General features: G+C 50.8%; 10 protein-coding genes. 8 read left to right on the top strand and 2 right to left on the bottom strand.

Annotation, left to right across the window (positions count from 1 at the left end; all coding sequences use genetic code 11):
* Positions 1–15: 15 nt before the first annotated feature.
* Complete coding sequence (locus tag ACT3RQ_RS02355) at positions 16–984, bottom strand: GntR family transcriptional regulator (RefSeq protein WP_192527914.1); 969 nt, start codon at positions 982–984, stop codon at positions 16–18.
* Between the two features lie 28 nt (positions 985–1,012).
* Positions 1,013–2,542 (bottom strand): UxaA family hydrolase, encoded by a 1,530-nt coding sequence (locus ACT3RQ_RS02350; protein ID WP_444679930.1) that lies wholly within the window; start codon positions 2,540–2,542, stop codon positions 1,013–1,015.
* A 415-nt stretch (positions 2,543–2,957) separates the two neighbouring features.
* On the opposite strand from ACT3RQ_RS02350, the gene ACT3RQ_RS02345 reads away from it, so the two are divergent.
* The 8 genes from ACT3RQ_RS02345 to ACT3RQ_RS02310 all read left to right on the top strand — a co-directional run bounded on the left by ACT3RQ_RS02345 (position 2,958) and on the right by ACT3RQ_RS02310 (position 13,040).
* On the top strand, positions 2,958–4,115 hold the full coding sequence (locus ACT3RQ_RS02345) for an iron-containing alcohol dehydrogenase (RefSeq protein ID WP_444679929.1): 1,158 nt from the start codon (positions 2,958–2,960) through the stop codon (positions 4,113–4,115).
* A 128-nt stretch (positions 4,116–4,243) separates the two neighbouring features.
* Positions 4,244–5,236: a tripartite tricarboxylate transporter substrate binding protein gene (locus tag ACT3RQ_RS02340; RefSeq protein WP_444679928.1), complete on the top strand. Its 993-nt coding sequence runs from the start codon at positions 4,244–4,246 to the stop codon at positions 5,234–5,236.
* Positions 5,237–5,505: 269 nt separating this feature from the next.
* Entirely contained in the window at positions 5,506–6,303 is a 798-nt protein-coding gene (locus tag ACT3RQ_RS02335) for an HpcH/HpaI aldolase family protein (protein WP_444679927.1), read from the top strand.
* Positions 6,304–6,370: 67 nt separating this feature from the next.
* A complete protein-coding gene (locus tag ACT3RQ_RS02330) occupies positions 6,371–7,357 on the top strand; it encodes a Bug family tripartite tricarboxylate transporter substrate binding protein (protein ID WP_444679926.1) in 987 nt (328 codons plus the stop codon).
* 9 nt (positions 7,358–7,366) lie between these two features.
* On the top strand, positions 7,367–7,861 hold the full coding sequence (locus tag ACT3RQ_RS02325) for a tripartite tricarboxylate transporter TctB family protein (protein ID WP_444679925.1): 495 nt from the start codon (positions 7,367–7,369) through the stop codon (positions 7,859–7,861).
* Positions 7,849–9,354: a tripartite tricarboxylate transporter permease gene (locus tag ACT3RQ_RS02320; protein ID WP_172117985.1), complete on the top strand. Its 1,506-nt coding sequence runs from the start codon at positions 7,849–7,851 to the stop codon at positions 9,352–9,354. Before ACT3RQ_RS02325 ends, ACT3RQ_RS02320 begins: the two co-directional genes overlap by 13 nt.
* A 448-nt stretch (positions 9,355–9,802) precedes the next feature.
* Positions 9,803–11,200, top strand: coding sequence for a GntP family permease (locus ACT3RQ_RS02315; protein ID WP_444679924.1), 1,398 nt, complete (start codon positions 9,803–9,805; stop codon positions 11,198–11,200).
* A gap of 82 nt (positions 11,201–11,282) precedes the next feature.
* On the top strand, positions 11,283–13,040 hold the full coding sequence (locus tag ACT3RQ_RS02310; RefSeq protein WP_444679923.1) for an IlvD/Edd family dehydratase: 1,758 nt from the start codon (positions 11,283–11,285) through the stop codon (positions 13,038–13,040).
* The last annotated feature ends 10 nt before the right edge of the window (positions 13,041–13,050 follow it).

The following is a 13,050-nucleotide window of genomic DNA, read 5'->3' as shown; positions in this document are numbered from 1 at the left end:
GGTAATGCTATTGGCTTATCCTCGTAGATAAAGCGGTATTTTGATATCGCCTGATTCTCTGAAATTGATAAGACGTTCAAGTACTTTAGATTCTGAGCGCTCCAAGTGGACCATTAATAATTTTGCAGCCTGGTGAGGCTTTTGCAGACGTATTTTCTCAAATATCCACAAGTGCTCATCAAAAAAAGGATCTTGATCGGGAAGTTTAAGCACCCGCCCAAGCAGGTGTTTGCTGATTAACAAGATAGGATGAGTGCGCCGTAGCATATTCATTACCTCCTGGTTATCACCTAGACTGACGGCGGTGTGATGAAGGTCATTTTCTAACTCATCCAGTAATTCACCTTTAATATCTGGATAACTGTCTGCGGCGTGTTTGAGTTTGGCAATATAGCCGTTGAGTGCACTTTCTGAAATATTGTTGGTGGCACGCGCAATCATGTAAGGCTCTAATTGGCGGCGTGCTTCATAAAGGTTGTGTAGTCGCTTGTCGTCTAAGGGGACTACGCTCCAACTATTGTATTTAATCTTTTCGACCAGGCCGATGGATTGCAAATGGAGAAGAATTTGATGGGTAACCGTGCGGCTGACATTCAGTGATTTGGAAAGCTGCAGTTCATTAAGTTCAAAGGTGCCCTTGATTGAGCATAGGACAATGTCATGTTCGACGCTGTCGATGTGGGCACGCCAGGACGCGGTACGATCTACTTTGGGGGCATGGCCAAGTTGCTTGAAATCACGCTCGCAGAGGGAGCGACGTACTATCTCACTTGGCGATGCGCCCACCAGATAGCCGCGCCCCTCAAATCGGCAGATATACTGCTCTTCATGCAACCGGCTCAAGGTTTGGCGAACTGGGGAGCGGCTGATACCAAACAGCTCGGCTATATTCCCTTCAAGCAGCACAAGGCCAGGTTCCAGGCGCTTTCCAACAATACCCTGCTTAAGAGCCGTATAGAGCTGGTCGCGCAGCGTTTGTGTCATGGTTAGTTAGTTGCCTTTCAATATACGATTAGGTGATGGCACCGACCAGCCAGGGAACGAACTCATTACTACCATAACCCAGTGACTCGCTAGCGCTCATGTCGCCTGAGGCAATGGCGATGATACGCTCAAAAATCTGTTCCCCGACGTCTTCTACACTGGCAGTGCCATCGACGATAACGCCACAGTTTATATCCATGTCTTCATGCATTTTCTCATACATGGAGGTATTGGTTGCGAGCTTCAGGCAGGGCGCGGGTTTAAAACCTGAAACCGATCCACGTCCGGTAGTAAAACAGACAACCGTTGACCCAGAAGCAATTTGCCCAGTTACAGAAACGGGATCGTAGCCCGGGCTATCCATAAAGTTAAAGCCACGAGTGGTTATCTTTTCGGCATAGTGCAGCACGTCGTTTAGGCTTGAACTGCCACCTTTCGCAACGGCTCCTAGGGACTTTTCAAGAATCGTCGAAAGCCCGCCTACTTTATTGCCCGGCGACGGGTTGTTGTTTAATTCAGCACCATTTATTTCGGTGTAATGTTTCCACCATGTAATACGATCAAGCAGTTTTTGCGCGACGTTTTCATTGATAGAGCGGTCTATCAAAAGATTCTCAGCGCCGTAAATCTCGGGAGTTTCTGCAAGGATCACGCTGCCCCCGTGTTGCACGATAAGATCAGCCGCGTGGCCAAGCGCAGGATTCGCCGTAATCCCTGAATAACCGTCTGAGCCGCCGCACTGCAGTGCCACCACCAGGTGCTTTAGGGGTGCAGGTTCACGCCGCATCTGCCCATGCTGAGCAGCCATCTGCATGATGTGATCGCACGCGGTTTTAATACTGGTGCGAGTGCCTCCCGCATCCTGAATATTAAAGTAAGCAAGCCGCGAGGCGTCTTCTAAGCCTTTTTTTGCGACGAGTGTTTTGACCTGGTTGGTCTCACAGCCCAAACCGATAATGAGTACGAAGGCAAAATTGGGATGCTGGGCATAACCGGCGATGACGCGCTCAAGAAAGGAAAAGCCTTCTGAGTCCGTATTCATGGCACAGCCCGAGCCATGGGTGATTGCGACGACGCCATCGAAGCCCATCTGGCTGAGTTCGTCAGACTGATTGAGTGTGTCTGCCGCTGCTTTCGCTACCGTCGCGGAGCAGTTAACGGTCGACAAAATACCAATGTAGTTACGCGTGCCCACGCTACCATCATCACGTTGAAAACCCTGGAAGGTCCGTGAACTACTTGTGGTGTCTGTTTGCGGATGAGGCTGAAAATCTTTTAATGAGGAATCGAGTTCTATCATGGTGAGATTGTGGGTGTGCACATGCTCACCGGGTTCTACATCCTGCGCCGCTATCCCAATAAGTTGGCCATATTTATAAATAGCCTCGCCCTTATTGATGTTAGTTAACGCAACTTTATGACCAGCATCGATATTCTCTTTAGCAAGTGTGCCATTTTTATCAATTGGAAACCCGTTGGGTACCGCTTTCGAGGCTACGCCCACGTTATCCCGCAGGTTGAGCTGAATAATAACTGACGGGGAATTAATGAGATCCATTGTTTACCTCAAACTGGTTATTGAGCTTTCGATACAGGAGCCAAGCGCAAGCTCAAAAGCGGTCATTGTAGATGCACTCTAACAAGCAGGCCGCGTACGTCGATTAGACTATCGTTCTATATAATGGACATTGAAGGCAATGTTCATTTGATCTAGATTGCTTTCAAAGGTTGAATATTGAACCCCTATGGGAAGGAGTATCGTTAACCAAATGTTGAGTTTTAGCGTACTGGTAGTGATAGGTAGAGTGATGATTTAAAACGATTTTAATTAATATCTTTTCCTGTCACTTTTTCCTATAAGGCATGAGTGGCCAAAAAATCATCAATAAACTATTGTCATGCAGGTATGCTGTATGACACCTTTAAGCAAGATGCATATTTGGTTTCAAGCAAAACAATAATGAGAAATGAAAATGCCCTACATCATCAACTACTTAACAAAAATTCAGTTCGGTGAGAATGCAATTGCGGAGCTAGCTAATGAGCTGCAGTTACTTAAGGTGAAAAGGCCTTTATTTGTGACTGATAAGGGGCTGAGTAGTACTCCTCTTATTACGCAGGTGATTGAATCTGCAGGTCTTTCTGAAGGGTTTTCTGAAGAGTTTAATGAAAAAGCCTGCGTTTTCGATGGCACGCCTTCCAATCCTACTGAAGCTGCTGTAGAGCAAGCCCTGTCTTTCCTACGAGAAAACCAGTGTGATGGCATCGTAGCCGTGGGCGGTGGCTCCAGCATTGATTTGGCTAAAGCGGTCGCTTTACTTTTTAACCACCCCGCTCCATTACGCCAGTACGCGGCGATCGAGGGTGGGGTCGCTAAGATCAATGCCGATGTGCTGCCGCTGATTGCGGTACCCACCACCGCGGGGACGGGCAGTGAGGTGGGGCGAGCTTCCCTGATTACTATGAACGATGATCGGAAACTGGGGTTTCTTTCTCCGTACCTGATTCCCTCTGTCGCTATCTGCGACCCACGTTTAACACTCGGTTTACCGCCGTTTCTAACTGCCGCAACGGGTATGGATGCGATCGCTCACTGCGTTGAAACCTTTTTAAGCCCTAAAGTGAACCCTCCTGCTGAAGCGATTGCATTGGACGGCCTGAGGCGCGCAAGTGCCTATCTGGTCGAGGCGGTTGAAAACGGCACTAACTTAACCGCTAGAAATGAAATGATGATGGCGGCTCTGGAAGGTGCCATGGCGTTTCAGAAAGGGTTGGGGGCGGTTCACTCTCTATCCCATGCGTTAGGCGGGCTGCATGAGCTAAAACTTCACCACGGCACGCTCAATGCCGTACTAATGCCGACTGTTCTCAGGTTTAACCAGCGTGATTGCGAGGAAAAATTTGCTCGCCTCAAAGACGCGATGAGGCTTGCTCAGGGGGACGATTTAGCCGAAGCGTTTGTAAAGCTCAATGCTAAGTTGGGAATGCCTTCCAGCCTGAGTGAAATGGGCGTTAGAGAAGAACATTTAGACCAAGTGGCACAGTGGGCATTGGAAGACCACTCTACGGCTACCAACCCACGTGCACCTTCCAGAGAAGACTTTTTCAAGATGCTTAATGAGGCTTTCTAAAAGATAAGGTTTATCGACTTAATAGAAATAAAGGAAGTTTTTGGCAGGAAAGCAATAAAGGATGGAACCCGGCAGTTTCAAAAAACCATAATCGAATCCAGGCAGTTAACGACTAAAGGAAAGTGGATATGACAATTACAAACCATTCTCTCAAGATCAAGACACTCCTCGCTTCCAGCATAGCGGCAGCGGTCCTGGTGGCCTCTGGCGCAGCCCTTGCGGATTATCCAGAGCGTCCTATTACGCTGATTGTGCCTTGGGCGGCAGGCGGTGGTACTGATGCGACAGCGCGTACTATCGCCCGTGCACTGGAAGAGGAACTGGACCAGAACGTTAACGTTGTTAACCGCACCGGGGGCAGTGGCGTTGTTGGTCATACTGCCATGATCAATGCCAAGCCGGATGGCTATACGCTTGGCCTGGCGACCGGTGAAGTGAACATGATGCATTGGCAGGGTTTAACCAACCTTACCTATGAAGACTTTACCCCGATTGCGCAAATCAACTATGACTTCCCCGGCATACAGGTCGCCGCAGACTCCCCTTATGCAAGCCTTGAAGAACTTCTCGACGCTATACGTACTGAGCCTAAAGGCACGTTTACTGCCTCAGGTACCGGTCAAGGCGGTGTTTGGCACTTAGCCTTTGCGGGTTTTTTGATGGATCAGGATATTCCCGCCGACCAGGTTACCTGGATTCCTAGTGAAGGTGCGGCGCCAGCGATGGTAGAGCTGGTATCTGGGGGTATTGATATCGTACCAAGCTCTGTGCCTGAAGCCCGCTCAATGATGGAAGCCGGTCGGGTTAAAAGCTTTGCGGTCATGTCGCCTGAGCGTATACCCAGTTTTCCTGATACTCCCACTACCAACGAGTTAATCGACAGTAGCTATCAAGTGGGCGAGTGGCGAGGTATCGCCGGTCCTAAAGGCATGGACCCAGAGATAGTGGCAACGCTTGAGGCAGCATTAGAAGCTGCTTACAACAGCGATACCTATCAAGAGTTTATGGATCAGCAAGGCTTTGGCACCGAATGGCGTAACGCGGAAGAGTTCGGGCAGCTGATGCAAGAGATGGACAGCGTCTTCGGTGAAATTGTTGAACAGGTTGGCTTAGCTAACTGAGGCACGACACGGTAGGCGGTTTCTCACAATAGGATCTGTTGTTGTAGAAACCGCCACTACTTAACCGTTTCCTGATTTGCCTCGTTTATACGACCCTTGCTTTCCTCCTTTCTCACCGGGAAGAGTGGGTCTTAAGCAGGTCGTATTCGCGCTATGGAATAAACGAAGACGTAGCGTTCAAGAAGCCAGCACTTATAAAACTAGGTCAGTCAATGATGTAGGTGATCTTCAGCCAGTGGTTATCATCTGCCTTCCAAAGGAGTCAATGCATGCAATTGCCCACTAATCCCTTTAAAAACATGCTGGTCAAGCGCGAACCCATGTGGGGTTGCTGGGCTGGCTTTGCGACGGGGTATGCCGCTGAAATAATCGCTAACACCGGGTTCGACTGGCTGCTAATCGATGGTGAGCATGCCCCGAATACGGTACCCACTATTTTGGCCCAACTGCAGGCCGTGGCACCTTACTCATCTGCCCCCGTTGTGCGTAGCGTTAATCATGACCCTGCGTTGATCAAGCAGTTACTGGATATAGGTACGCAAACATTGATGGTGCCGATGGTGGAAAGTGCTGAGCAAGCGGCCGCCTTGGTACGGGCAACGCGGTACCCGCCGCGTGGCATACGCGGTGTGGGCGGTGGGCTGGTGCGTGCAACCCGATGGGATGGCGTGGATGACTACCTGAACAAGGCGCATGAGTCGCTTTGTCTGATTGTCCAGATTGAGTCACCTAAAGGTGTTGAGCAGGCAGAAGCCATTGCCGCCACTGACGGCGTCGATGCGGTTTTTGTTGGTCCGGCAGATCTTTCGGTGGGAATGGGGTATCCCGGCAATCCTGGCCACCCCGATGTCCAGAGCGCGATACAGAAAGTGATTAACACAGTTCATGCGGCAGGCAAGCCGGTAGGGATTTTGGCGCCGTTAGAGGAGGATGCACGTCGCTACCAGGCGTTAGGCTGCCAATTTATTGCGGTGGGTATTGATATCAGCCTGCTCCGTCAGGGAGCGCTGGCAACGCTTGCCCGCTATAAAGAGCTGCCACCTCAGCCGTCAACCAGAACGTACTGATATAAGGCGCTTTAAGCCATCTTAGCCACTATAAAACGTAGGTAAGCAATTACCAGAGGAAGTAAACATGATAATTACAAACCGTTCTCTTAAGACGCTCTGTATTTCAAGTTTAGCGGCAGTTGTTATGGTGGCCTCTGGCTCAGCTCTGGCGGATTATCCAGAACGCCCCATTACGCTGATTGTGCCTTGGGCAGCAGGTGGCGGTACTGATGCAACAGCGCGCACCATTGCCCGCGCTTTGGAGGAGGAGTTGGGTCAGAACGTCAACGTGGTGAATCGTACCGGCGGCAGCGGCGTGGTTGGGCATACCGCCATACTTAACGCAGCACCTGACGGCTACACGCTCGGCTTAGCCACTGTTGAAGTTAACACTATGCATTGGCAAGGCTTGACAGAGCTTACCTACGAAGACTTCACGCCCATCGCGCAAATCAACTACGACTCCCCGGGTCTCCAGGTCGCCGCTGATTCTTCATACGAGAGTCTGGATGCGTTGCTGGAGGTTGTTCGTACTGAGCCGAAAGGTAGCTTTACCGCTTCGGGAACCGGGCAGGGGGGTATCTGGCATCTGGCCTTTACGGGCTTTTTGATGGACCAGGACATTCCTGCCGATCAGGTTATCTGGATCCCCAGCGAAGGTTCGGCGCCCGCGATGACGGAGCTGGCGTCTGGTGGGATCGATATTGTATCTACGTCGGTGCCTGAGGCTCGTTCGATGATGGATGCAGGGCGTGTAAAAAGCTTTGCCGTCATGGCTGCAGAGCGTCTTTCAGCCTTCCCCGATATTCCTACCGCCAACGAGCTTGTGGGTAGTGACTACCAAGTAGGTGCGTGGCGAGGCATCGTTGGTCCTCAAGGGATGGACCCAGAGGTTGTCACAACGCTTGAGTCAGCTCTTGAGGCTGCTTACCAAAGTGATACGTACCAGGATTTCATGACGCAGAGAGGGTTTGGAACCGAGTGGCGCAATGCGGAAGAATTTGGCCAAATGATGGAAGAGATGGACGGCATTCTCGGTGAAATTGTTGAACAAGTTGGCTTGGCTAACTAAGGAATGACAATGAGAGATGTTTTCGCCGGCATAGGATTTATGATTGCAGGGGTTGTGACGATTATCACAGCCCAGCAATTTCCTACTCTACCCAGCCTTCAGTATGGGCCTTCTCTGTTCCCCTCTCTCGTTGGAGGGGGATTTTGCATCGGCGGCGCGGTACTCACCTTAAATGCGCTATGGCAGAGACGAAAAGCGGCTGCTCAAGAAGTACAGGGTGATCCGACATTCGCTACCCCGCCGTCTGAAAAAATGAGTTGGGCGATGGTGCTGCCCCCTATAGCGATCGTTTTTTATATCCTGGCAAGCGATTACTTGGGGGCAATGCTTACCATAATGATTATTATGTGTTTGCTCATGTTATTGAGAAAAACAAGGGTTTACGTGGCTCTGGTAACCTCGGTGGTTATGTCATCCGCTATTTATTTTATTTTCTCGCACTATTTGCTTATCCCATTGCCGCAAGGGGTTTTATTAGGGGGTAGCCTGCCATGGATATCTTGATGAATGGAGTGGGACTGGTTTTAAATGTCGATACCATCTTGGTTATCTTGGCAGCTTCATTATTCGGCATATTTGTTGGTGCCGTGCCCGGGCTTACGGCAACAATGGCTGTCGCACTATTAGTCCCTTTAACCTTCTATATGGACACTATTCCCGCTATTGCTGCCATTGTAACCACATCGGCCATGGCAATATTTGCGGGAGATATTCCCGGTACGTATCTCAATATACCAGGCACACCTGCCTCTGCTGCCTATGTAGGTGAATCACATGCGTTAGCGAAAAAGGGCAGGGCAAGGGAAGCACTGGGTATTAATCTGGTCTGCTCCGTTTTTGGCGGTATTTTTGGCACCATCATTTTGATTGTCGTTGCTCAGTCACTTGCGGAAGTCGCGCTCAAGTTCAGTGCGTTTGAATACTTTTGGCTCGCGGTATTGGGGCTAAGCTGCTCAATTTTTATTTCTGTAGGCTCTAGAACAAAAGCATTTCTGTCACTGCTGTTTGGCGTCCTGCTATCAACGGTAGGGCTAGATATGATGAGTGGTGCGCCTCGCTTCACGTTTGGAGTGCCCGATCTTATGGCTGGCGTTAACTTCATACCCGTTATGATCGGTATGTTTGCCCTCAATGAACTGATGAGTTACTACGGATCAAAATCCGAGAACAAAACCATCAGCGTTGTTGATAAGGATAGTGTTTTCCACAATGTGCCGAGACACATTAAACGTTATTGGCGCAATATGGTGCGTGGCAGCTCAATCGGTACAATGATTGGCGCGTTACCCGGTGCGGGTGCGGATATCGCCGCCTGGATCTCTTATGGTGTGGGAAAAGGCAGGTCAAAAGACAGTTCCAAATATGGTACCGGTAATATCGAGGGCATTGTCGATGCCAGCTCGGCCAATAATTCCGGAATCAGTGGCGCATGGGTGCCCGCTCTGGTCTTCGGGATTCCCGGCGACTCCATTACCGCTATCGTGATTGGCGTTTTATATATGAAGGGGATGAACCCCGGCCCCACCATTTTTATGGATGGGAGTGGCCTAATCTATGCACTTTTCATTGTGTTTATATTGGCTAATTTGATGATGCTACCTGTTGGATATATAGCCATTAGATTGTCAAAACTTTTCATCCTTACACCCAGTCGAGTATTGATGCCCATTATATTGTGCTTTTGCATTGTGGGTGCTTTCGCTATCAACAATAGCGTTGTGGATATCTGGTTAATGCTCATCGTTGGCTTAGTGGCCTATTTGCTTGCCGTCAATGACTTCCCTATGGCGCCCGCCATACTCGGTTTGGTACTGGGCTCCGTTGTTGAAAACAACTTTATGAGCGCCATGTTGCGAACCGGTGGCGACCTGACCAGCTTCTTTGCAAGGCCCATCAGTGCCGGGCTTGGCATTGCGGTCATCTTGCTGTGGTGCTCACCTTTGTTGATTAAAGCCTATCGCTATCAGAAGCGTAAATCTGAAAGGGCATCAGCATGATCTGCATTAATAAAGCACGGGGTAGCTTGCTGAAAACTTCCTCATAAACGCTTGTTTACGCCGCCATCGTGCTTGCCGGAAACCGTGGTGGCGTACGTTCAATATTTCCCAAGCCTTGGTGCATGGCAAACCCTGATACTTAAGCGTGCTTCCATAGCCTGCTTAATCGCCTACTACTCTTTGACTATGCTCAAGGCAGCATAACTCCGTGATGTAAAGGCATTAATTTATTCTCGGTCTGGGGCAACTTTAGTCTCACCTAACAATGTCTGGCCTCTTCGGCTATGTCCCATAAATCAGGCTTTATCCCTCGTTTGATAACTAAAATGATATTGATTTTAGAGGGTTCATATATTTGTTGGTTATCAATTAGCTGCTTATAGTGCGTTTGCTTTGTATAGCTGCGATATATCGCAGCATGAATAACGACAAACCTTAGGAAAACGCCATGTTAGAAACCACTCAAGCATTGGGGGCTTCTACCCTTGCCCTGATGCTGATAGCAGCTTCTGCCATCGTTATTTTGTTGGTATTGATCATCAGGGTACGTCTTCATCCATTTTTCGCGCTGGTGATCGTGAGTATTGGTACTGCGCTAGCGACGGGTATCACAGGGGAAGATTTAGTTCCAACGCTCTTGGGTGGTTTTGGTAACACCTTAGGCAATGTTGCGCTATTGATTGGCTTTGGTGCAGTACTGGGGCGAATCGTTGCTGTCTCAGGGGGCGCCCAGGTATTATCAGATACCTTGATTCGTTTATTCGGCCATAGCCGAGCACCCTTGGGCTTATCAATTGCGTGCTTGCTATTTGGCTTCCCCATCTTTCTTGATGCGGCTTTCGTCGTCATGCTGCCGGTTATTTATTCCGTGGCAAGAGAGCTTAAGGCATCGCTATTGCTATACGGCTTACCGGCGGCAGGTGCCTTTTTGGTCATGCATGCGCTGGTACCGCCACATCCAGGACCGGTAGCCGCGGCAGTTTTCCTTCAGGTTGATATTGGGAAAGTACTGTTTATTGCGCTGCTGGTCGGTTTACCTACCTGGTATTTGATGGGCTACCGTCTATCGCTTGTACTCGCTAACCGTATGCCGTTTCAACCCGTCCCCAGCCTGATGGGCGAAAGTAATGAAGAGATGCCCGTCGATAAACGCCCGGCATTTCGTACCGTACTTTTAGTGTTGTTATTGCCACTCGTACTCATCTTCCTCAATACCGGTCTTACAACGCTGTCTGAAGGTGGCGTCGTTGATGCTGAAAACCCGATCTTGCAAGGCTTGATATTGATCGGTGAAACACCGATTGCCATGTTGATCAGCACATGTGTCGCGATGTGGTTGCTGGTCATTAGATCGTCAGCGCGCAAGGCCATTGGCTCTATTAATGAAACCGTTGAAAAAGCGCTTTCGCCCGTTTGCAGCATTATTCTTATTACCGGTGCTGGGGGAATGTTCGGTGGCGTACTAACCGCGAGCGGTATCGGTGATGCGTTAGCGGCGAGCCTTCAAAACTATGGCTTGCCTATTATCCTGGCAGGCTACGTCATCGCTTCGGTCATCCGTATTGCGCAAGGCTCTGCGACCGTCGCAGGAACTACTGCTGCGGGCATCATGGCCCCCGTCGTGTTAGCTGACCCTTCTCTTTCAGGATTAGCGACAGCCTGTATTGCGGTGGCAATCGTTGCTGGCGCAATCGGCTACTCCCATGTCAACGATTCAGGGTTCTGGTTAGTGGGGCGTTTTCTAGGTGTCGATACTAAAACCATGCTTAAAACCTGGACGGTGATTTCGATTGGCATATCACTAATGGCCTTCGGCTTATCCTGGCTGGTATTCACTCTGGTTTAACTAATCATCTGATTCAGGTCGTGTGTTTTTACGGTAACGACAAAAGACTTAGTGACTGGCAACGAGTGGTAAAGGAGAGATAATGAGCGATGCATCTAAAGAAAATAAACCTTATCTACGTTCAGCCCAGTGGTTTGGCACTGCCGACAAGAACGGTTTTATGTACCGCAGCTGGATGAAAAACCAAGGGATTCCCGACCACGAGTTTCAGGGTAAGCCGATCATCGGTATCTGCAATACCTGGTCGGAACTCACGCCCTGCAACGCCCACTTTCGCAAGCTGGCTGAGCATGTGAAGAAAGGGGTATTAGAGGCGGGAGGCTACCCAGTCGAATTTCCGGTGTTCTCCAACGGCGAATCGAACCTGCGCCCCACTGCGATGTTTACCCGCAACCTGGCGAGTATGGATGTAGAAGAAGCTATTCGTGGCAACCCGATTGATGCAGTGGTACTGCTGGTCGGCTGTGATAAAACCACTCCGGCACTATTAATGGGCGCGGCGAGCTGCGATATCCCCACTATCGTGGTCACCGGCGGGCCGATGCTCAACGGTAAGCACAAGGGCAAGGACATCGGTTCGGGCACTGTGGTCTGGCAACTTTCTGAGCAGGTCAAGGCCGGTGAGATTTCGCTGCACGACTTTATGGCCGCTGAGGCGGGCATGTCACGCTCGGCAGGAACCTGTAACACCATGGGTACCGCCTCCACCATGGCTTGCATGGCTGAGTCATTAGGCACTTCGCTACCCCACAACGCCGCGATTCCGGCGGTGGATTCGCGCCGCTACGTGCTCGCCCACCTCTCGGGCAACCGGATTGTCGAGATGGTCAATGAAGACTTGAAACTCTCCAAAATACTAACTAAAGAAGCCTTTGATAACGCCATCCGCACCAACGCCGCCATAGGCGGCTCGACCAACGCCGTGATTCACCTCAAGGCCATCGCCGGGCGGATTGGGGTCGATCTTCAATTAGATGACTGGAGCCGGGTAGGACGTGGTACGCCTACGGTGGTCGATCTGCAGCCTTCAGGGCACTTCTTGATGGAGGAGTTCTACTACGCGGGGGGCCTGCCCGCCGTGCTCAAACGCCTGGGCGAGGCGGATCGCTTACCCTTTAAGGATGCATTAACCGTCAACGGCAAAACCCTGTGGGAAAACGTCAAGGACGCCCCGCTGTATAACGACGAGGTCATCCGCCCGCTGGATAATCCGCTCACCGCAGATGGCGGGATTTGCGTACTGCGTGGCAACCTAGCGCCGAATGGCGCGGTATTAAAGCCCTCCGCGGCAACCGCCGAGTTGATGCAACATCGTGGTCGTGCGGTTGTGTTTGAAGACTTCGACGATTACAAGGCACGCATCAACGACCCGGACCTGGACGTTGAAGCCAACGATATTCTGGTCATGAAGCACTGCGGGCCACGCGGCTATCACGGCATGGCGGAAGTCGGCAATATGGGCCTGCCGCCCAAGATCCTTGCCCAGGGGGTGACCGATATGGTGCGTATCTCCGACGCCCGGATGAGCGGCACCGCCTATGGCACTGTAGTGCTGCATGTGGCCCCGGAAGCCGCGGCGGGTGGTCCGTTAGCCGCGGTACGCAACGGCGATATGATCGAACTCGACTGCGCCAGCGGGCGGCTGCATCTGGATATTAGCGACGCCGAACTTACCGCACGCCTGGCCGAAAGTGACCCGACAGAAGCCTCAACGCTAATCGCAAGTCAGGGCGGCTACCGCCAGCTTTATATCGAGCATGTGCTACAGGCGGATGAGGGCTGTGACTTTGACTTCCTGGTCGGCTGTCGGGGTTCGGAAGTGCCGCGGCACTCACACTAAGTCTAAGTCT

It is taken from the genome of Halomonas sp. AOP43-D1-4, assembly GCF_052446175.1.
Classification (GTDB): domain Bacteria; phylum Pseudomonadota; class Gammaproteobacteria; order Pseudomonadales; family Halomonadaceae; genus Vreelandella; species Vreelandella citrativorans.
Note: the sequence above shows the minus strand (reverse complement) of the source record. Positions and strands in the feature narration are given on the sequence as shown.

Bases quoted from the DNA above. Each gene is read 5' to 3' on its own strand.
- ACT3RQ_RS02355 (WP_192527914.1), bottom strand. From the start codon at position 984: ATGACACAAACGCTGCGCGACCAGCTCTATACGGCTCTTAAGCAGGGT.
- ACT3RQ_RS02350 (WP_444679930.1), bottom strand. From the start codon at position 2,542: ATGGATCTCATTAATTCCCCGTCAGTTATTATTCAGCTCAACCTGCGG.
- ACT3RQ_RS02345 (WP_444679929.1), top strand. From the start codon at position 2,958: ATGCCCTACATCATCAACTACTTAACAAAAATTCAGTTCGGTGAGAAT.
- ACT3RQ_RS02340 (WP_444679928.1), top strand. From the start codon at position 4,244: ATGACAATTACAAACCATTCTCTCAAGATCAAGACACTCCTCGCTTCC.
- ACT3RQ_RS02335 (WP_444679927.1), top strand. From the start codon at position 5,506: ATGCAATTGCCCACTAATCCCTTTAAAAACATGCTGGTCAAGCGCGAA.
- ACT3RQ_RS02330 (WP_444679926.1), top strand. From the start codon at position 6,371: ATGATAATTACAAACCGTTCTCTTAAGACGCTCTGTATTTCAAGTTTA.
- ACT3RQ_RS02325 (WP_444679925.1), top strand. From the start codon at position 7,367: ATGAGAGATGTTTTCGCCGGCATAGGATTTATGATTGCAGGGGTTGTG.
- ACT3RQ_RS02320 (WP_172117985.1), top strand. From the start codon at position 7,849: ATGGATATCTTGATGAATGGAGTGGGACTGGTTTTAAATGTCGATACC.
- ACT3RQ_RS02315 (WP_444679924.1), top strand. From the start codon at position 9,803: ATGTTAGAAACCACTCAAGCATTGGGGGCTTCTACCCTTGCCCTGATG.
- ACT3RQ_RS02310 (WP_444679923.1), top strand. From the start codon at position 11,283: ATGAGCGATGCATCTAAAGAAAATAAACCTTATCTACGTTCAGCCCAG.